This window comes from Microbispora corallina (assembly GCF_016863035.1).
In the GTDB taxonomy this organism is placed as follows: Bacteria; Actinomycetota; Actinomycetes; order Streptosporangiales; family Streptosporangiaceae; genus Microbispora; species Microbispora corallina.
Genome location: NZ_BOOC01000011.1, coordinates 313,170 through 332,133 on the forward strand (window position 1 = coordinate 313,170; position 18,964 = coordinate 332,133).

The following is an 18,964-nucleotide window of genomic DNA, read 5'->3' on the forward strand; positions in this document are numbered from 1 at the left end:
GGGGGGTGGCGGCCTCCCGGCCCGTCGAGCAAGGGATCCCGGCGGCCTGCCGCCTCGGCCCGTGCCTTCCGGGGAGGCCAAGGCGGTGGATCCGCGGCGAAGCCCCGGCCATCAGGCCAGGTGAATTCGCCGCGAAGGCCGGGCCCTCTGTCCCGAGGGATCCGGGACTGCCTCCCGCTGCCCTGCGAGGGGGCGAGGCGGCGACTTCACGGGTGAACGCGGCGAAGGCCCGGCCCTCTGCCGAGGGATCCGGGCCTCCGATCGGCGGCGCGACCTCTACGGGCGCGCCTGCTCGGTCACCTGGCGTGCCTGGTCGCGGGCCTCCTCGCCGGTGGTCCTGGTGGCGTCCGCGGCTGTCTCCTTGACCTCCTGCACGGCCTCCTTGGCGTCCTGGCCCACCTGTCGCGCCGTCTCCTGCACGACCTGCCGGACCGGCTCCACCACGTCGCCCGCGCGCTCCTTCAGCTGCACGGCCGCCCGCTCCTCCGCCGGCGTGCGGGGGATGAGGGTCGCGGCGAGCAGGCCGGCGCCGAAGGCGATGAGCCCGGCCGCGAGCGGGTTGCCCTGCGTGCCCTGGAGTGCCTGCCGCGGGGCAGACCTGACGGTCTCGGCCGCCTGCCGCGTGCCGTGCCGCACGGTGTCCGCGGCCTCCGCGGTCGCGTGCCGCACCGTGTCGGTCGCCTCGGCGGTCGCGTGGCGGACGGTGCCCGCCGCGTCGGCGGCGGCGTCGCGCACCGTGCCGGCCGCTCCGGTCGCCGCGTCGTGGACCGTCCCGGCCGCGTCGCCCGCCTGCTCCCGCACTCCCTGGCCCGCGTACGCCGGGGCACCCATCACCTTCTCGCGCATGGTCCGCGCCGCCTCTCGCATCCGATCCGTACGGCGCCGCACGATGCGCGCCGGGCTTGTCCTGTCGGCCAGCCTGTCGACGTCCGCGGCCAGCTCGGCCCGCGTCGCCGCGATCTCCGCTCTTATCTCTTCTGGGCGCGCGCCCATCGCACGTCCTCCTTCAGGGTCTCGACGGTCTGCTGGGGCACCGGGTCGACCTCTCGAATGCGCTCCCGCCCCTTGGCGAACAGCACGGCGGCGACGACGCCCCAGACGGCGGCGACGATCAGCGCCGCCCAGCCGAGGCTCATCCAGGCGCCCAGGCCGAACATCACGGCCAGGGTCGCCAGCAGCGCGGCCATGTACCCGGCGAAGCCCGCCCCGCCGAGGAGCCCGGCCGCCCTGCCCGCCTTGCCGGCCTCCTCGCGGATCTCCGCCTTGGCCAGTTCCACCTCCTGGCGCAACAGCGTGGACAGGTCCTCGCCGATCTCCCCGACGAGCTTCCCGAGCGAGGGCTCAGGATCCTGGGCGGGGTGGCTCACCGCAGGTCACCTCCCGTCCCCGGAGTGCGGTCGTCGCGGTCGTCCTCGAACCCCGCCTCGTCCTCCGAGCGTCCCGCGGTGGCGCCGGTGGTGCCCGTTCCGTACGAGCCGGCGGCCGCGCCATAGGGCGCCGTCCCCGTCGTGCCGGTCGTGCCGGTCGTGGGGGCCGATCCGTAACCGGCCGTCCCCGGGCCCGATCCGTAACCGGTCGTCCCGGTGCCCGTCGTGCCGGTGCCCGCCGTGCCGGTGCCGGTCGTCGTCCCGGCGGCGGTCTCGAACTCGGTGCCGTACCCGGATCCGCCCGGGCTCGTCACGCCGCCTGCCGCGGAGCCCGGCGCGGCCTCGTAGCCGCCTCCGGTCCTCGACCGGGTGTCGTACGGAGTGTCGTACGGGGCCTCGTAGGTCTCCGGCCTGGACGTGTACTCCGGAGTGCCGGTGCCGTAGGTGGCACCGCCCGGCCCGCGGCCGCCATATCCGCCGGCCTGGCCGCCTCCGTACGCCCGAGAGCCGTCGCCGGTCGCACCCGCGGCGTCGTCGGCGCCGGAGACGGCCTTGGCGGCCCGCCCGACGAGGAAGCCCGCGGCCAGCGCGCCCGCCAGGAACAGGCCGGGCCGGCGGCGGGCGAACGCCTGCACGTCGCGGACGACGCCGTTCAGCCCCTCGGTCTCCAGATAGTCGGCGACCCGGGTGCCCCGGTCCGCCACCTGCTGCACCACGCCGTGGACGGGGGAGTCGGGCTTGACGCCGTCGCCCACCGCGGACAGCTCGTCGCTCCACTGCCGGACGGCGTCGGCCGCCCGCCTGCTCTGCTGCTGCGCCTGCTCGGCCGTACGGCGACGAAGCTGGTGGGCGAGCCGGCGCGTCTGGTCGCCGGCCTCGCGGGCCACCAGGCGGGCCTGGTCCCTCGCGGTCTCGGCCACCTCGCCCGCGGCGGCCCTGGCCTGCTGCGCCGTCCCCTGGGGCCCGGTGGAGGGCCTGGTCTCGGGATGGATGTCGCTCACTGGGTGCCTCCCTTGGGTCGTGTCCGTCCCTGGGCGGCGGCTACCCCGGATGTCCAGCAGGACACGAGGAATAGCAAAAAGGGTTAAAAATGCGTATCCACTTCGCAAATCGATCGTAAAGCGGGCCAGCCGGGCGCGGTGACGGCGGTCCGTCGTGCGGAAGCCCAGGTCCGTTGCCCTTGGGGCTCCTGAGCCACAAGTGGAGAGCGCTCTCCATGGAGGAGCGATCGCGCAGTGGAAGGGGTGTCACGGCCTGCCGCACAACACGGTCGAAATCCTCCGTTTACCATCGGGTAACAGCTGGGTCTCGGGGACATCTCAACCTTGGCCTGCGGGCCCGTTCCGGCCCGGCGGAGGCCGTCAGCCCTTGACAGTGCCTCGCCTGCCGCGACACGCTTCCCACAGTGGAGAGCGCTCTCCCGCTTTCCCCGCCGCCATGGGCGGCGGGGGACAAGGTTCGCAGTGAGGAGAGGTCGTGCTTCCGTCCCGCAACCTCGGTGTGACGGCACCGGGTGGAGCAGGCCGCGGTGGACCTGGCCGGCGCCGGCCGGATCCCGCCTGCCCCGGGCCCGCGTCGGCGGGACCCGTCCATCCGGGGCCCGTCCGCGCGACAACCGCTCGTCAGGGTGCCGTCCACACGGAACCCGTGTCTCCGGTGTCCGCCCATCCGGCGTCGTCCGCCTCCGGGGTGTCCGTGCACCCGGGCCCGGGCACGCCTCGCCGCCGTCCCGCGACACACCCCCCGACCCCGCTGCCGCCGCAGTCGGCGGCGCCTGTCCGCTACCAGTGAGGAACAACCGTGCGCATTCGCAAGCCGTACCTTCTCGCCGCCGCCGGGGCGCTGGTCCTCGCCGCCTCGGCCTGCGGTGGCGACAACTCGTCCAAGGGCGGAGGATCCACCGGCGCCGCCGAGCAGACGATCACCTACTGGGCCTCCAACCAGGGAACGAGCCTGGAGAACGACAAAGAGGTCCTGAAGCCGGAGCTCGACCGGTTCACCAAGGAGACCGGCATCAAGGTCAACCTCGAGGTCGTGCCCTGGTCCGACCTGCTGAACCGCATCCTCGCGGCGACCACCTCCGGTAAGGGCCCGGATGTCGTGAACATCGGCAACACCTGGTCGGCCTCGCTGCAGGCGACCGGCGCCTTCGTCCCGTTCGACGACAACCAGCTGGCCGCGCTCGGCGGCAAGGACCGCTTCCTCGGGCCGAGCCTCGCGGCGACCGGCGCCCCCGGGCAGCCCCCGACGGCCGTGCCGATCTACGGCATGACGTACGGCCTCTTCTACAACAAGAAGATGTTCAAGGAGGCCGGCATCGACAAGCCGCCGGCGACCTGGGACGAGCTGATCGCGGACGGCAAGAAGCTGACCAAGGACGGCAAGTGGGGCCTGGCGGTCGAGGGCGCCAGCGTCAGCGAGAACTCCCACCACGCGTTCATCTTCGGCCAGCAGCACGGCGCCGACCTGTTCGACAGCGCGGGGAAGGCGCACTTCGACTCCCCGCAGGAGGTCGCGGCGATCAAGCAGTACCTCGACCTGATGGCCGACGCGAAGATCGTCAACCCGAGCAACGCGGAGTACGCCAACGGCACCGAGGCCGTGCAGGACTTCGTGTCCGGCAAGGCCGGCATGCTCATGTGGCAGTCGATCGCCACACAGCTGAAGCAGGCCGGGTGGACCGAGGACGACTACGGCCTCGCCCCGATCCCGCTGCCGGACGCCTCGTCCGGCGGCAAGCAGGTCAACGCGATGGTCGCCGGCATCAACCTCGCCGTGTTCAAGTCGGCCAAGAACCAGGACGGCGCGCTCAAGTTCGTCAAGTTCATGACCTCGAAGGAGACCGAGCAGAACCTCAACAAGGCGTACGGGTCGCTGCCGACGGTCAAGGACGCGTACGACGACCCCGCGTTCAGCTCCGAAACGATCAAGACCTTCCAGCAGATCCTGGGCACCACGGCGGCGCCGCTGCCCCAGGTCGCCCAGGAGAGCCAGTTCGAGACGCTGGTCGGCAACGCGATGAACCAGATGTTCGCGGACGCCGCGAGCGGCAAGCCGATCACCGAGGACTACGTGAAGGGCAAGCTCACCGAGGCCAACCAGCAGATGGGCGGCTGATCCCACCCGCCTTCCCCGGTGCCGGGCGGTGCGACCGACCGCCCGGCACCCCTGTTTGACCAGCGATCGAGAGGACGTCCATGGTCGTGTCCACCACGTCCCGGCCCGGCGGGGGACGGGAACAGGGGGCCCGCGGAGGGGCCCCGCCGTCCGCCGGAGGCCGGCGGCGGAACGGCCTCCTGCCGGTGCGGCTGCGCCGCCTCGGCCTGCCGTACCTGCTGATCCTTCCCGCACTGCTGCTGGAGCTCCTGGTCCACCTGGTGCCGATGGTCATCGGGATCGGCATGAGCTTCCTCCAGCTCACCCAGTTCTTCCTGCGGAACTGGTCGGCGGCGCCGTTCGCCGGGCTGTCGAACTACCGGGTCGCGGTGGACGTCAACTCGGCCGTCGGGCGGTCGCTGTTCCACTCGTTCCTGGTGACGATCGCCTTCACCCTGATCACGGTCGCGCTGGCGTGGCTGCTCGGCATCGCGGGCGCCGTGCTCATGCAGGGCTCGTTCCGCGGCCGCGGCGTGCTGCGCGCGCTGTTCCTCGTGCCGTACGCGCTGCCCGTGTACGCCGGCGTGATCACCTGGAGCTTCCTCCTCCAGCGGGACTCCGGCCTGGTGAACCACGTCCTGGTGGACCAGCTCCACCTGTTCGGCGAGCGGCCGTTCTGGCTGATCGGGGAGAACAGCTTCATCTCGGTCGTGGTCGTGTCCGTGTGGCGGTGGTGGCCGTTCGCGTTCCTCGTGCTGATGGCCGGGCTGCAGAACATCCCGTCCGACCTGTACGAGGCGTCGGCCATCGACGGCGCCGGATGGGGGCGGCAGCTGCGCTCGGTCACCCTGCCGCTGCTCCGCCCGGTCAACCAGGTGCTGGTCCTGGTGCTGTTCCTGTGGACGTTCAACGACTTCAACACGCCGTACGTGCTGTTCGGGAAGACGGCGCCGCGGGACGCGGACCTGATCTCGGTGCACATCTACCAGAGCTCGTTCGTCACCTGGAACTTCGGCTCGGGCTCGGCCATGTCGGTGCTGCTCCTGCTGTTCCTGCTGCTGGTCACGGCCGTGTACCTTGTGATCACCTCGCGGAGGAGGAGCGATGCGTGAGCCCCGCTGGCTGCCGTGGGCGCGCTGGGTGGGCCTCGGCCTGCTGACCCTGTTCACGGTGACGCCGCTGTACGTCATGGCGACCACGGCCATCAAGCCGCTCCAGGACGTGCAGGGCGACTTCAACTGGATCCCGACCAGGATCAGCCTGGCGCCGTTCGCCGACATGTGGAGCACGGTGCCGCTGGCGAAGTACTTCGGCAACAGCCTGGTGGTGTCGTCGGTGGCCGCGCTCATCTCGGTGACGGTCGCGGTGTTCGCGGCGTACGCGATCAGCCGTTTCCGCTTCCCGGGCCGCAGGGTCTTCTCGATCACCGTGCTGTCGACGCAGATGTTCCCCGGCATCCTGTTCCTGCTGCCGCTGTTCATGATCTACGTGAACCTCGGCACCGCCATCGGGGTCGAGCTGTACGCCAGCCGCCTCGGCCTGATCATCACGTACCTGACGTTCTCGCTGCCGTTCTCGATCTGGATGCTGGTCGGGTACTTCGACTCCATCCCCACGGCGCTGGACGAGGCCGCCCAGGTCGACGGGAGCGGCCCGATCGGGGCGCTGCTGCGGGTCGTCATCCCCGCCGCGATCCCCGGCATCGTCGCCGTCGCCATCTACGCGTTCATGACGGCCTGGGGCGAGGTGCTGTTCGCCTCCGTCATGACCGACGAGAACAGCCGCACGCTCGCCGTCGGCCTGCAGGGCTACGCCACCGAGAACGACGTCTACTGGAACCAGATCATGGCCGCCTCGCTCGTGGTCAGCGTCCCCGTCGTGGCCGGCTTCCTGCTGCTCCAGCGATACCTTGTCCAGGGCCTCACAGCGGGCGCGGTGAAGTGACCCGCGGAGCCCGAGCGACCGGAGCCCCCGACGACCCGGACACCCCGACCTCTCCCTCACCCCACCGTAAGGAGAACACACGAATGGAGCCGCTGCGCGGCGACGGCCCGGACCTGACCGCCTTCGAGGACTTCGTCTGGGGCGTGGCCACCTCGGCCTACCAGATCGAGGGCGCCGTCGCGGAGGACGGCCGCCTGCCGTCGATCTGGGACACCTTCAGCCGGGTGCCCGGCGCGATCGACGGAGGCGACACCGGCGACGTCGCCTGCGACCACTACCACCGCTGGCAGGAGGACGTCGGCCTGATCCGGCTGCTCGGCGTCGACGCCTACCGGTTCTCGGTCGCCTGGCCCAGGGTCGTCCCCACCGGATCGGGGGAGGTGAACGCCAAGGGAATCGCCTTCTACGACCGCCTCGTGGACGCCCTGCTCGAGGCCGGCGTCCGCCCGTTCGTCACCCTCTACCACTGGGACCTGCCGCAGGCGCTGCAGGACCGGGGCGGCTGGCCGTCGCGGGACACGGCGTACCGGTTCGCCGACTACACCACCGCCGTCGTCGAGGCGCTGGGCGACCGGGTCGCCGACTGGACGACGCTCAACGAGCCGCTGTGCTCCTCGTGGATCGGCCACCTCGAAGGCACCATGGCGCCGGGCTGGAAGGACCTGGAGGCCGCCGTCCGGACGTCGTACCACCTGCACCTCGCCCACGGCCTGAGCGCGCAGGCCATCCGCGCCGCCGCCCGGATCACGCCGTCGGTGGGCATCGTCAACAACCTCAGCCCGTGCGACCCGGCGACCGACAGCGACGAGGACCGCGCGGCCGCGCTGCGCCTCGACGGCCACGTCAACCGCTGGTGGCTCGACCCCGTCACCGGCCGCGGCTACCCCGAGGACATGGTCAGGCTGTACGGCGTCGACCTGCCCATCCAGGACGGCGACCTGGAGACCATCGCGCAGCCGCTCGACTACCTCGGGCTGAACTACTACTTCAAGCAGGTCGTGACCGCCGACCCCGACGGGCCCGTGCCGTACGCGCGGCAGGTCGAGGTCCCCGGCGCCACCACGACCGCGATGGGGTGGGAGGTCGACGCGAACGGCCTGGAGCGCCTCCTGCTCCGCCTCACCCGCGACTACGGCGCGGAGCGCATCTACGTCACCGAGAGCGGCTCCGCCTGGCAGGACACGGTGGGCCCCGACGGGACCGTCGACGATCGGGAGCGGTCGGCGTACCTGGAGGACCACATCGCCGCCTGCGCCGCCGCCATGCGGCAGGGCGCGCCCGTGGCCGGATACTTCGCCTGGTCGCTGCTCGACAACTTCGAGTGGGCGTACGGCTACGACAAGCGGTTCGGCCTCGTCCACGTGGACTACGAGACGCAGGCCAGGACCGTCAAGGCCAGCGGCCGCCGCTACGCCGAGCTGATCGACGCCAGCAGGCGGCTGCGCGTCGCGTGACCCGGCGACCTCGTGGTCCGTCAGGCCGACTGGCGGACCACGAGCGCCGGCTGGAAGATGCGCGAGGTCACCGGCAGGCTCGGGTCCTCGATGTGGGCGAGCAGCAGCCGCGCCATCTCGGCCGCCATGTCCTCCATCGGCTGGCGCACGGTCGTCAGCGGCGGACGGCAGGCGGCCGCCGTGCTGTCGTCGAACCCGATGACCGCCACGTCCTCCGGCACCCGCCGGCCGTGGTCGCGCAGCGCGAGCACGGCTCCCTGCGCCATCAGGTCGTTCGCCACGAACACGCCGTCGATGTCGGGGTGCTCCTTGATCAGGCGGTGCATGCCCGCCTCGCCGCTGTTCTGCCTGAAGTCCCCCTCCACACCCGGGACGTACGGGTGCCCGTGCCCGGCCATGGCCTCCTGGAAGCCCGACAGCCGGTCCTGGCTGGCGGGCACGTCGAACGGCCCGGAGATCGTCGCCACCCGGCGGCAGCCGCGCTCCACGAGGCGGTCGGCCGCCAGCGCCGCCCCCGCCCGGTGGGCCAGGTCGACGTAGCTGATCGGGGTCGGCCGGGCGGGCCGGGCCCACAGCACCGCGGGCAGCCCGGCGTCCACCAGCAGCCGCGGCAGCGGGTCCTCGCCGTGCGTGGAGACGATGAGCGCGCCGTCCGCGCTGCCCTGCCGCAGGTACGCGATGACCTCGTTGCGGGCCTCGGGGGTCTCGGCCAGCATCAGGACTGGATGCACCCCGCGGGGGCGGAGGAACCCGACCACGCCGCCCGCGACGCGGCCGAAGAACGGGTCGGCGAACACCCGCGACTCGAACGGCTCGTCACCCGAGTAGTCGCCCGCGCCCGACACGACCAGGGCGATGGCGCCGGTCCGGCGCGTGACGAGCGACCGGGCGGCCCGGTTGGGGACGTAACCGGTGGTCGCGATGGCCCTGTTCACCGCCTCCTGGATCTCGGGGGCGACGTTGCGGATGCCGTTGATCACCCGGGAGACGGTGGCCCGGGAGACCCCCGCCACCCGGGCCACGTCCTCCAGCGTGGGGACTCCCGACGATGGCGGGAGATCAGTGCTCATGCAGCCATTTATAGCATGGCAAGGAGAGCGCTCTCCGGCCATGAGCTGGCCGTTCTTCTGTTTTGGCCTCCTCGCGTACCCGCGGGAATCGGCGTGTCGCGGACGGCGGCGCGCACGGGTTCGGGCGCCGGGCCGTGCAAGACAGGAGTGGCGTCGCCGTCACCCCCTGCCGGGCGCGCCGGGCGCGGTGCCGGGGGTGGTTCTGGGTGTGGCGCCGGGGGTGGTGCCGGACGTTGCGGGCGCTCCCGGCGCTCCCGGCGCTCCCGGCGCTCCGGGCGTGACGAGGACGGCGGCGCGGAGGGGGAGGTCGGCGGCCGACCGGCCGGCGTGCACCTCGAACGTCCCCGGCTCGGTCCGCCACCCCCGCTCCTCGACTGACCAGTGCCGCGTCGCCCGGGCCGGGACGGTCACGGCCACCTCCACGGTCTCGCCCGGATCCGCCTCGATCCTGGCGAATCCGGCCAGCCAGCGCTCCGGGCGGTCGAGGGCCGACTCCGGCCGGGACAGATACACCTGCACGACCTCCCCGCCGCGGCGGGCGCCCGCGTTCCGCACCCGTACGGTGGCCGTGAACGGGCGGCCCGGCTCGGCGTGGCCGGGCACGTCCACCGACTCGTACGCCCATTCGGTGTAGCCGAGGCCGTGGCCGAACCAGTAGGCCGGGGCGTCGTCGCGCCGCAGCCACGCGCGGTAGCCGATGTGCAGGCCCTCCGCGTACTCCAGCACGCCGTCCACGGGGGTCGTCCCCGCGATCGCGGTGCCGGCCCACGTGGTGGGCAGCCGGCCGCCGGGCTCGGCCCGGCCGAACAGCACGTCGGCCAGCGCGTGCCCGGCCTCCTGACCGGGGAACCACCCGAGCAGGATCGCCGCCACCTCGTCCCGCCAGGGCAGCGCGACGGGCCCGCCGGCGTTCACGACGACGACGGTGGACGGGTTGGCCGCCGCGACGGCGCGGACGAGGTCGTCCTGCCGGCCGGGCAGCGCCAGCGAGTCGCGGTCGACGCCCTCGCTCTCGATCTCCTCGGTGGTGCCCACGACCACGATCGCCGCGTCGCACTCGCGGGCCAGCGCCACGGCCGCCGCCGTCTCCGCGTCCTCGTCGCGTCCGCGCGGCGGGTCGGCGGCGAGCGCCGACGCCCGTCCGGAGTCGCGGTCGAGCCGCCGCCAGGCGACCACCTCGACCTCGCGGCCCGCCTCCAGGTCCACCTCCGCCGTGCGGTACGGCGGGTGGAGGTGCACCGTCGCCGGGTCGTCGGTGTCCCGCACCACCTCCTCGTCGAGGACCGTACGGCCGTCGACCGTGAGGCGGACGTGCCCCCATCCGGCCACGGAGAGCCGCCACGTCCCGCCCGTCGCCGGCCGCAGCCGGGCCGCGATCTCGACCGCGCGGGCCCCGCGGACCAGGGCGGGCTCCAGGATGCGGCCGCTCAGCCGGTGCTCGGCGTGGATCTCCTCGCCGTGCCCGTCGAGCAGGCGGACCAGCACGCCGGGACGGCCGTCGCGCGGGTCGCACACGTCGGTGAGCCCGAGCGGCGTCGGACGGTCGTCGATGTGCGCACCGGGGGTGTGGACCACCTCGGCCCGTCCGGCGAGCGCCGCCCGGACTCCCTCCAGCGGGGAGACGACCACCTCGGGATAGACCCCGGCGCTGCCGCCGCCCTGCGCGCGCGCCGTCGCGGCGTTCGGGCCGAGCACCGCGACGCGGCGCAGCCGCGCCGGGTCGAGCGGCAGCAGGCCGCCCTCGTTGCGCAGCAGCACACTGCCCGCCGCCGCCGTGCGCCGCACCAGGGCCCGCGCGTCCTCGTCTCCGTGCCCGCCGCCCGTCGCCGAGTCGGCCGAGTCAGCGGAGTCGGCGGAGTCGGCGTCCTGGGCGGTGCCGGCGGGGGCAGCGGGGGCAGCGGACAGGGCGCCGACCCGGGCGGCCAGCCGGAGCAGACGCCTGACCTTGTCGTCGACCGCGGCCTCGGGCACCTCGCCCGCGCGGACGGCCCGGGCCAGGGCCTCGCCCCAGTGCTCGTTGGGGCCGGGCATGGCGAGATCCTGGGCGGCGCGGCCCGAGGCGGCGGTCGACCGCACGGCCCCCCAGTCGGAGACGACCACACCGTCGAAGCCCCACTCGCCCTTCAGCGGCTGGGCGAGCAGCGGGCTCTCGCTCATCGTGTGACCGTTCACCTGGTTGTAGGCCGACATCACCACCCACACCCCGGCCTCGACGGCGGCCTCGAACGGCACCAGGTACAGCTCGCGCAGGGTCCGCTCGTCCACCCGGGCGTCGAGCGTGAGCCGCTCGGTCTCGGAGTCGTTGGCCACGTAGTGCTTGGCGGTCGCGGCGACGCCTCCGGCCTGCACGCCGCGGATGAGGGCGGCGCCGACGCGGGCGGTCAGGACGGGGTCCTCCGAATAGCACTCGAAGTGCCGTCCGCCGAACGCGGAGCGCTGCAGATTGAGCGCGGGAGCGAGCACGACGTCGACGCCCTTGCGCCGCGCCTCGGCGGCGAGCAGGCCGCCGAGACGGGTCAGGAGATCCTCGTCCCAGGTCGCGGCGAGCGCCGTGGGGGAGGGCAGCAGCACCGACGTCCTGCGCTCGTCCCAGCCCTCGCCGCGCACGCCCGCGGGCCCGTCCGACGTCACGATGGGCCGCAGTCCGACGGCGGGCTCGGCATGGAGGCGCCACACGGTCGCGCCGTCGAGCAGGCGCACCTTCCGGTCCAGGTCCAGCTTCTCCACGAGGTGGTCGAGCTCGTCGTCGTTCACGTGGGCGTCCTCTCGAAGGTCAGGTGGAGAGCGCTCTCTGATCACACAGCCTCGGCGTCCCGTCGTCGTCCTGTCAATGGTGGCGCCCGTCGTACGGGGACGGCGGGCACGGCCGGATGCTCAGGCCGACCGGCGGACGACGAGCTCGGCCGGCAGGACGACCGGACCCGCCGGGCCGTTCTCCAGCAGGCGCAGCAGCAGCCGCACCCCGGCCGCCGCCTGCTCGCCCATGGGGTTGCGGACGGTGGTGAGCGGCGGGTCGGCGTACTGGGCGGCCTCGATGTCGTCGAAGCCGACCACCGCCACGTCTTCGGGCACCCGGCGGCCCGCCTGGCGCAGCGCCTGGAGCGCGCCGACCGCCATCAGGTCGCTCGCCGCGAACACGGCGTCGAGGCCGGGGTCGTCCTGGAGAAGCTGCCGCATGGCCGTGGCGCCCGAGTCGCGGGTGAAGTCGCCCAGCGCGACCATCGTCCGGCGTCCCGCCTCACGCAGCGTGTCGCGGTATCCGGCCAGCCGGTCCTGCGCGGCCGGCAGGTCGAGCGGGCCGCAGATGGTGCCGATCCTGCGGCGTCCCCGCTCCAGCAGGTGGCGGACCGCCATCGCGGCGCCGCCCACGTTGTCGTTGTCCACGTACGGCAGGCCGGGGCGCGCGGCAGGCCTGCCCAGCGACACGACGGGAACGCCGAGGGCCTGCAGTCGTCCGGGCAACGGGTCGGAGGCGCGGATCGGCACCGTGATGACGGCGTCCACCCGTCCGGCCGCGACGTAGGCCTCCACCCGCAGGCGGCTCTGCGGCGCGTGCGCGAGCAGCAGCACCACCTGCCTGCCCGCCAGATCGAGCTCGTGGCTGGCCGCCCGCAGCACGGTCGACAGCATCGGGTCGTCGGTGATCAGCCCCTCGGGCGGCGCGGAGAAGACGAGGCCGACCGCGTCGGTGCGCCGCGTGACGAGCCGGCGGGCCGCCGCGTTCGGCACGTACCCCAGCTCGCCGACCGCCCGCAGCACGGCCTCGCGCAGGCCGGGCGTCACGCTCCCGTCGCCGTTCACCACACGGGACGCGGTGGCCCTCGACACGCCGGCGCGGGTCGCGACCGCGTCCAGCGTCGGCCGCCTCCCCCGCCCGTCCCTGCGGCTTCCGGTCGGCGACGCGCTCATGGGACCTCCCCGTTCGCGATCGTTGGAGAGCGCTCTCCACTAAGGAACCTTGGGCGTCGGCCGCCTTCTTGTCAACAGGTCGTCCCGTGGCGATCCGCCCGGGGCGGGGGACCCCGGCCGGGGAAGACCCGGGCCGGTGTGGTTGGGTCGTCGGGTGGTGGGTGAGCTGCTCGGCCTGGTCGTGGTCGGAGTCGTGGCGGGGGTGGTCAGCACCGTCGTGAGCCTGGCCTCGGTCGTGTCCTATCCGGCGCTGCTGGCGTTCGGGCTGCCCCCGCTGAGCGCGAACGTCACCAACACCGTCGCGCTGCTGTTCACCGGCATGGGCGCGGCCGCGGGCTCCCGGCCGGAACTGGCGGGCCAGACCCGGCTGGTCGGGCGGCTCGGGCTGGTCACGGCCCTGGGTGGCGCCGCCGGAGCCGCGCTGCTGCTGGCCACGCCGCCGCACACGTTCGAGACCGTCGCCCCCTGGCTCATCGGCGGGGCCTCGCTGCTCCTGCTGCGCCCGCCCCGTCCGGGGCACGTCGGTCTCGGCGGCCCGGACGGCAGGGCCCTGCGAGCGGCCCTGTTCTGCGTGGCCGTCTACGTCGGGTACTTCGGCGCCGCCGGCGGCATCCTCATGTTCGCCGTCCTGGCGACGGCGCTCGACCAGGCGCCGGCCCGGGTCAACGCGGTCAAGAACATGGTGTCCGCGCTCGCGAACGGCGTGGCCGCGCTCGGCTTCGCGCTGTTCGGCCCGGTGCGGTGGTCGGCCGCGCTGCCGCTCGCCGCCGGGTTCCTCGTGGGGGGCTGGCTCGGGCCGGGCGTCGCCCGTCGCCTCCCCGGCCAGTCGCTGCGGATCGTCGCGGCGGTCTGCGGGCTCGCGGTCGCCGTCAAGCTCGGCGTGGACGCCTACCGGGGCGGCTGACCGGCGGGGGGCGGCCACGCGAGGAGGGCGTGGGCCGGGCGCGGGACCGTACCGGGCCGGCTGACCGGTGGGGCCGGCCGGGTGCGATGAGAGACGCCTACCGGCCGGGGCCCCGGGTGGTCTCGGCCGATCGCACGGCCTCGGCGTGCCGGGCGCGCAGGCGCGCCCTGATCTCCTCCGGGCCGTACCCCCGCCTCCGGCGCTCGGCCCGGGCGATGACCACCCCGGTCGCCGCGACGCCCGCGAAGGCCGCCAGACCGAGTACCTTCCACCAGCGCATGTGCCTAGGCTACTGCCGTGCCCGATACGCGGATAAGTCTCGACACGGCTCTCGAAGTCAGCCGGACCGGTGACGTCTGGGTGTTCCGCGGACGCTCAGTCCCGGACCGGGCCATCCAGATGACCACCAACAGCCCGGTCAACCACGTGGGGATGGCGGTCGTGCTCGACGACCTGCCGCCGCTGATGTGGCACGCCGAGCTGGGCCGGTCGCTGCCGGACATGTGGTCCGGCACCCACCAGCGCGGCGTCCAGCTCCACGACCTGCGCGACGCCGTGCGCGTGTGGGCCCGCAAGTACGGTCAGCGGGCCTGGCTGCGCCAGCTGGAGCCGTCCGCGACGCGCGCGATGGAGGACGCGGTCCTGCGCACGATCGCCCGTCTCGACGGCACGCCGTTCCCGTCCACGGCCAGGCTCGCCGGACGCTGGCTGCGCGGGCGCCTCCCGGCCCTGCGGCGCGGGGCGCGGGACACGGCCCTGGAGACGGCGTACTGCGCCGAGGTCATGGCCGTCACGTACGAGGCCATGGGCCTGCTGCCGCCGCGCCGCCGTCCGAACTGGTACGACCCGGGCCGCTTCTGGAGCGGCGACAACCTGATCCTGAACGGCGGCGCCCGCCTGGGCGGGGAGATCTTCGTGGAGATCCCGGAGGGCGAGCTGACCCCTCGAACCGGTGAATCCGCAGGTGGATGACCGGACCACCCGCGTACGGTAACGCCGCGGAGACGATTTCGCGGCACCCGTCAACCGGCCGTCGAGGTGGCGCGTCAGGTGTAGGCACCATTCGTCGAGACGCGGAGGGCAGGGTTGCATGCCTACTCCTGAGATCGGAAACGAAGGTCTCCTGGGCACGAGTGAGCGCGCGCGCCGGGCGCTCGACGCCTTACGCCGCCAGGGCCCCGAGGCGGTGCAGGAGGAGACGCTCCGCATGAAGGCCGAGTTCGTCCGGCTGTACGGCTGGGAGGGCTACCAGCGGGTGATGGCCAAGATGGAGAGCGACCTGGCCCGTCTCCGCCAGTCTCGCTGACCCGGCCCCACCTCACCGGCCCGACGCCCCCGGCGTGAGCGGGGGATCCGCCCCAAAAGTGAGTAGGGGACTACTCATGCCCGGGCCGGCGGACGTGCGGTCCCATCGAGGCATGACCGAGCAGATCCCCCCTCAGCCGAGGCCGGAGCCCGAGCTCACCGCGGGCGATCCGCCTCAGGTGTTCGACGAGCCCGATTACGACGAGGTCGATCGGGAGGTGGCACGCGATGCCGAAGGCCAGTGAGCTCCTGAAGGAGATGACCCGGTACCTCGACTACCGGGAGTCCTCCAGTGGGAGGACGGTCTTCGGCGTCTCCTACCGCGAGCGCAAGAACCTGGAGCGGGCCTTCGACGCGGCCCCGTGGTGCGACATGTTCATCGCCCAGTGCTCGCTCGCCGCGGGCGGGAAGGACATGCTGGGCGTCGTCGGCGACTTCGCCCTGACGACGAGCCATGCGGACTGGTTCCGCCGCCAGGGCCGGTGGCACCGGGGCACGGACGGGATCCGGCCCGGCGACATCGTCTTCTTCAACTGGCCGGGCGGCGACTCCATCGACCACGTCGCCACCGTCGAGAAGGTCCACTCCCCGGACGACATCCAGACGATCGACGGCAACGTCGGCGACATGTGCGGGCGCCGCCGCCGCAGGAGCTCCCTGATCGCCGGGTACGGACGACCTGCCTACGACGACTCCCCGTCCGTCCCGGATCTCGCGCTCGTGTCCGCCCTGGCCGAGCTCGGGGACGCGCCGCGCTTCCCCGGCGCCGTACGCTCCGGCCAGAGGGGCGCGGACGTCCAGCGGGTGCAGGAGAAGCTGCGCCGCCGTATGTTCGGCCTCGGCCCGTCCGGCGTGGACGGCGACTTCGGCCCGGCCACCGCGGTCGCGGTCACCGCCTTCCAGGCGCGCAACGGGCTGGACGCCACCGGAGTCGTCGACGAGGAGACCTGGCGGGCCCTATGGGAGGCCCCCCTCACGCCCTGACGGGCGGGGGCGGAGGTGCCTGGGGAGAGCGGGGGGCGCGGGGCCGGACACCGCCTGAAAGACTGGCGGTCATGACGCACAGCCACACCGGGGAACCCGCCCGCGAGCTCTCCCACGGTGGAGCGGCCGATAAGGATTCCGCGTGCGCGGTGGCCCACGGCGAGACGGCGGTGGAGGATCCGGCCTGCGCGGTGGCCCACGGCGGCGCGGCGGGGGAGGAGACGCGGCGCACGCTGGTAGCGGTCTTCGCGTCACCGATCGCCGGCCACCTGCTGCGCTTCGGCGTGGAGCTGGGCTTCCGCCCGATCCTGTTGGAGCCCGACCGGGCCCGTACGGTCGACGGCCTGCCCCCTGGCTCGGTCACGGTCGTCTCCGAGCCCGGCGACTACCTGGACGACACCGCCGACGTGGTGCTGACCGACCACCACCGCCCGGAGATCGGGCCGATCCTGCGGGACGTCCTGGCCCGCCCGGCCCGCTGGGTCGGCATCATGGGCAGCCCCCGTCACGTCGGCCCGCACGTCCAGGCGCTCACCGACCTGGGCGTCCCACCCGAGGAGATCGCGCGCGTGCACCGCCCGATCGGGCTCAACATCGGCTCCCGTACGCCTCCGGAGATCGCCCTGGCCACGCTCGCCGGTCTGATCGCCGACCGGAACGACCGTCCTGGCGGCTTCGCCTTCTGAACCCCGGTAGGGGCCTGTGGCTCCGAGGTCACGACGCGTACCCGCCTGCGGTCCTAGCGTGGTCATCAGGGCGCCGCCACGCAGGCGGCCGCCGGGGAGTGGGGGCCATGCGGCATCCCGGGATGTCGCTGAACCGACCGGGGAGTCCCTCCGGCCTCGTGCCGACTGAGACGACCGTCGCCGTCCGTCTCCTGCGGTTGAGGACTGTCGAATTCTGTGGATCGCGGGTGGTTCACAAGGCTCGAAGCCATTGATCGAGGGCTACGAAGTCTTCGTCGGTGAGTCCCCTGTATGACTCCACGTGGTGAAGGAGGGCCCGACCGCTGTGGTGCGCGGAGACCCACTCCCTGTCGGCGTCGGTGATCTCGTCGTCGACCCAGGCGAACGGGCGTCCGGCCGCCCAGTTCACCAGGGTCCGGGTCTTCCAGCAGAGCCCGAACCATTGGTCCTCACGTTTGTGGTGGTCGGCTGGCTCCGGCCAGCTCACGACAGGCAGTCGCGGCAGCCCGATCCGGGGCGCTACCTCGCCATTCGCCTCCTCTTCCCAGGTCGTCGCCCAGACGAGTTGGCAGGGCAGCGCTGCCAGTCGACTTCCCATCTCGGAGGTGAGCCGCGCCAAGCGCGAGTCCGGTGCAGCAGCCCCCGGTCCGCGTTGCGGGTCCTCGCCGAAGGGAAGAAGTGGTCCGTCGACGTCGAGGAAGAGCAGCGCACGTTCGGCATGATCGGTCATGCCGCTGACCTCGTCACGTCCGATGAGCACGCCTCCTTCGAAATTGACCCCGGGCGCGCGACCTCGAGCCCGACGCGGACGAGGACGTCCTGCCGCCATGGTCACGCCAAGTGGCGGCATCGTTCTACAGGCGTTCTCACCCCGGCTGCAGAGCCGTGCGATGACTGGCCGGGCCGCGGGAGCGGAGGGTACCCGGGGCGCTGACGGCGCGCTGCACCCAGGCCGGATCGATTTCGGCCTCGGCCGCCTGACCCGGCTGGGCTTCCGTTGCTCCGCTGGACCCGCGTTTCGGGCGCAGCAGGGCTGCCGAAGCGACGCGGAACCTCGACGGTTGGGGCACAAAGGCTCACAAGCTTCTCGATTGTGACATGCGGCCCGCTACCATTTCGGCTCGTGAAAAACGCCAGCCCGGAGAACACCGCCGTTTTCGTGGACCAGAGCGGGCGCCGGGCAAGGTTTTTGACCATGGCGGCCATCGCCTTGGCGGTCGTCGTCATGGCGCTCGTCCTCACACTCGTCAGCGGAGTCCTGGCCGGGACGAAACTGCCGTCGCTGGGCTGGCCGGGCGAGGCGAAGGGGCGGCCGGCCTTGGGGTACTCCCGGTCGCCGTCACCCTCGCCGTCCGCCCCCTCGTCCACCCCGCCCCGTGGCCGGACCAGCCCGGCCGCCCATCCGCGGCCGAGCGGGACGGCGTCCCCGACGCGCCGCGCCACATCCTCTCCCAGCCCGGAGAGCTCCGCCTCTCCGTCGCCGAGGCCGCACGTGACGTCCTCGCCGTCCGGACATCCGACCGGGCAGCCCTCTCCCTCTTCCGGGAAACCGTCACCCGAGGTCACCCAACCCACGGCCACGCGCACGCCGGCGCCGAATCCCGGTCACGGCGGCACACCTCCCGGACGCGTGGGGAAGACGTCCGGAGCGAGCTGATGGGACGACAGCGGCGGCCGGCCGACCCTTGAGGCCACTGGTTCCTCGTCGCGATGTGCCCGCTCCTCGTGACGGGCGCGCTGCTCCTGAACGGGTACGTGGACTACACTCACGCCGACTGACGGCCACGCCGGCCTGGCGAACGGGACTGGAGATGTCCCTCACCCAGAGGGTGCTGGCCGGAGCGACGGGGATCCACACCCGCCCAGCCCGCATGCCGTACTCGTCCTCGCCGGCGGCGGTCGGCGACGGGCGGTTGGCGGCGATGCGGGTGCTCGGCGCCGACGGATACCTGCCGGCGTTCGTCGATCTCGACGTCATCCAGTCGGTGGCCGCCGCCGTGCTGGGGGCGCGGTTGCGCCGGCACACGATTCGCCGTGAGGGGATCTTCGACAGCGCGAACGAGGTCGAGGCCGTCCCCGGGCTCACGACTCACGAACGCGCCGGCGGTCCGCCTCCCACGCTCTGAGCCGGTCGGTGCCGGGCCGGGGGGACCGTCCCGCCCGCGCGCCGGGCCGCCTCGGCGCCATGCCGCATGCCTTTCGATCCCGCCCTGATCGTGCATTGACACCATAACCCGTTTTTCCT

The 18,964-nt window shown here is 73.2% G+C and carries 19 protein-coding genes; 11 read left to right on the forward strand and 8 right to left on the reverse strand.

Annotated elements, in window-relative coordinates:
* Window positions 1–276: 276 nt before the first annotated feature.
* Genes Mco01_RS15090 through Mco01_RS15100 form a run of 3 tightly spaced genes read right to left on the reverse strand, consistent with a single transcriptional unit; the run spans window position 277 to window position 2,368 of the window.
* The gene (locus Mco01_RS15090) at window positions 277–993 is read right to left on the reverse strand and encodes a DUF3618 domain-containing protein (RefSeq protein WP_204057519.1); all 717 of its coding nucleotides are present in this window, start codon (window positions 991–993) and stop codon (window positions 277–279) included.
* The gene (locus Mco01_RS15095) at window positions 969–1,367 is read right to left on the reverse strand and encodes a phage holin family protein (protein ID WP_204057520.1); all 399 of its coding nucleotides are present in this window, start codon (window positions 1,365–1,367) and stop codon (window positions 969–971) included. The genes Mco01_RS15090 and Mco01_RS15095 overlap by 25 nt, the downstream gene beginning before the upstream one ends.
* Window positions 1,364–2,368 carry a hypothetical protein gene (locus Mco01_RS15100; protein ID WP_204057521.1) on the reverse strand — a complete coding sequence of 335 codons (1,005 nt, stop codon included), beginning with the start codon at window positions 2,366–2,368 and terminating at the stop codon, window positions 1,364–1,366. Before Mco01_RS15100 ends, Mco01_RS15095 begins: the two co-directional genes overlap by 4 nt.
* Window positions 2,369–3,167: 799 nt before the next feature.
* Here Mco01_RS15100 and Mco01_RS15105 point away from each other — a divergent pair.
* The 4 genes from Mco01_RS15105 to Mco01_RS15120 all read left to right on the forward strand — a co-directional run bounded on the left by Mco01_RS15105 (window position 3,168) and on the right by Mco01_RS15120 (window position 7,861).
* Window positions 3,168–4,484: an extracellular solute-binding protein gene (locus Mco01_RS15105; protein WP_204057522.1), complete on the forward strand. Its 1,317-nt coding sequence runs from the start codon at window positions 3,168–3,170 to the stop codon at window positions 4,482–4,484.
* 80 nt (window positions 4,485–4,564) lie between these two features.
* A complete protein-coding gene (locus Mco01_RS15110) occupies window positions 4,565–5,575 on the forward strand; it encodes a carbohydrate ABC transporter permease (protein ID WP_204057523.1) in 1,011 nt (336 codons plus the stop codon).
* Window positions 5,568–6,407, forward strand: a complete 840-nt coding sequence (locus Mco01_RS15115) for a carbohydrate ABC transporter permease (protein ID WP_204057524.1) — start codon at window positions 5,568–5,570, stop codon at window positions 6,405–6,407. Before Mco01_RS15110 ends, Mco01_RS15115 begins: the two co-directional genes overlap by 8 nt.
* Before the next feature lie 83 nt (window positions 6,408–6,490).
* Entirely contained in the window at window positions 6,491–7,861 is a 1,371-nt protein-coding gene (locus Mco01_RS15120) for a GH1 family beta-glucosidase (RefSeq protein ID WP_204057525.1), read from the forward strand.
* A 20-nt stretch (window positions 7,862–7,881) separates the two neighbouring features.
* On the opposite strand, the gene Mco01_RS15125 is transcribed toward Mco01_RS15120, so the two are convergent.
* The 3 genes from Mco01_RS15125 to Mco01_RS15135 all read right to left on the reverse strand — a co-directional run bounded on the left by Mco01_RS15125 (window position 7,882) and on the right by Mco01_RS15135 (window position 12,840).
* Entirely contained in the window at window positions 7,882–8,931 is a 1,050-nt protein-coding gene (locus tag Mco01_RS15125) for a LacI family DNA-binding transcriptional regulator (RefSeq protein WP_204057526.1), read from the reverse strand.
* A gap of 159 nt (window positions 8,932–9,090) precedes the next feature.
* Window positions 9,091–11,685, reverse strand: a complete 2,595-nt coding sequence (locus tag Mco01_RS15130) for a glycoside hydrolase family 3 C-terminal domain-containing protein (RefSeq protein ID WP_204057527.1) — start codon at window positions 11,683–11,685, stop codon at window positions 9,091–9,093.
* A gap of 120 nt (window positions 11,686–11,805) precedes the next feature.
* Window positions 11,806–12,840: a LacI family DNA-binding transcriptional regulator gene (locus tag Mco01_RS15135; RefSeq protein WP_204057528.1), complete on the reverse strand. Its 1,035-nt coding sequence runs from the start codon at window positions 12,838–12,840 to the stop codon at window positions 11,806–11,808.
* Between the two features lie 157 nt (window positions 12,841–12,997).
* Here Mco01_RS15135 and Mco01_RS15140 point away from each other — a divergent pair, with 157 nt between their 5' ends.
* On the forward strand, window positions 12,998–13,744 hold the full coding sequence (locus Mco01_RS15140; protein WP_239103612.1) for a sulfite exporter TauE/SafE family protein: 747 nt from the start codon (window positions 12,998–13,000) through the stop codon (window positions 13,742–13,744).
* Window positions 13,745–13,841: 97 nt separating this feature from the next.
* Here Mco01_RS15140 and Mco01_RS15145 read toward each other — a convergent pair whose 3' ends face one another.
* On the reverse strand, window positions 13,842–14,024 hold the full coding sequence (locus Mco01_RS15145) for a hypothetical protein (protein ID WP_204057529.1): 183 nt from the start codon (window positions 14,022–14,024) through the stop codon (window positions 13,842–13,844).
* Window positions 14,025–14,041: 17 nt separating this feature from the next.
* Between Mco01_RS15145 and Mco01_RS15150 the strand changes: the two genes are divergently transcribed.
* The 5 genes from Mco01_RS15150 (at window position 14,042) to Mco01_RS15165 (ending at window position 16,719) form a co-directional block, all read left to right on the forward strand.
* The gene (locus Mco01_RS15150; RefSeq protein WP_239103613.1) at window positions 14,042–14,716 is read left to right on the forward strand and encodes a hypothetical protein; all 675 of its coding nucleotides are present in this window, start codon (window positions 14,042–14,044) and stop codon (window positions 14,714–14,716) included.
* Window positions 14,717–14,834: 118 nt separating this feature from the next.
* A complete protein-coding gene (locus tag Mco01_RS15155; protein ID WP_036320219.1) occupies window positions 14,835–15,050 on the forward strand; it encodes a hypothetical protein in 216 nt (71 codons plus the stop codon).
* Window positions 15,051–15,162: 112 nt separating this feature from the next.
* Window positions 15,163–15,294 (forward strand): hypothetical protein, encoded by a 132-nt coding sequence (locus Mco01_RS39785; protein WP_269750545.1) that lies wholly within the window; start codon window positions 15,163–15,165, stop codon window positions 15,292–15,294.
* Entirely contained in the window at window positions 15,278–16,033 is a 756-nt protein-coding gene (locus tag Mco01_RS15160; RefSeq protein ID WP_204057530.1) for a peptidoglycan-binding protein, read from the forward strand. Before Mco01_RS39785 ends, Mco01_RS15160 begins: the two co-directional genes overlap by 17 nt.
* 71 nt (window positions 16,034–16,104) lie before the next feature.
* The gene (locus Mco01_RS15165; protein WP_204057531.1) at window positions 16,105–16,719 is read left to right on the forward strand and encodes an XdhC family protein; all 615 of its coding nucleotides are present in this window, start codon (window positions 16,105–16,107) and stop codon (window positions 16,717–16,719) included.
* A gap of 232 nt (window positions 16,720–16,951) precedes the next feature.
* Here the strand turns inward: Mco01_RS15165 and Mco01_RS15170 are convergent, their stop codons facing one another.
* Window positions 16,952–17,479, reverse strand: coding sequence for an HAD domain-containing protein (locus tag Mco01_RS15170; RefSeq protein ID WP_239103614.1), 528 nt, complete (start codon window positions 17,477–17,479; stop codon window positions 16,952–16,954).
* A gap of 1,051 nt (window positions 17,480–18,530) precedes the next feature.
* Here Mco01_RS15170 and Mco01_RS15175 point away from each other — a divergent pair.
* Window positions 18,531–18,845, forward strand: coding sequence for a polysaccharide deacetylase family protein (locus Mco01_RS15175; protein WP_204057532.1), 315 nt, complete (start codon window positions 18,531–18,533; stop codon window positions 18,843–18,845).
* The last annotated feature ends 119 nt before the right edge of the window (window positions 18,846–18,964 follow it).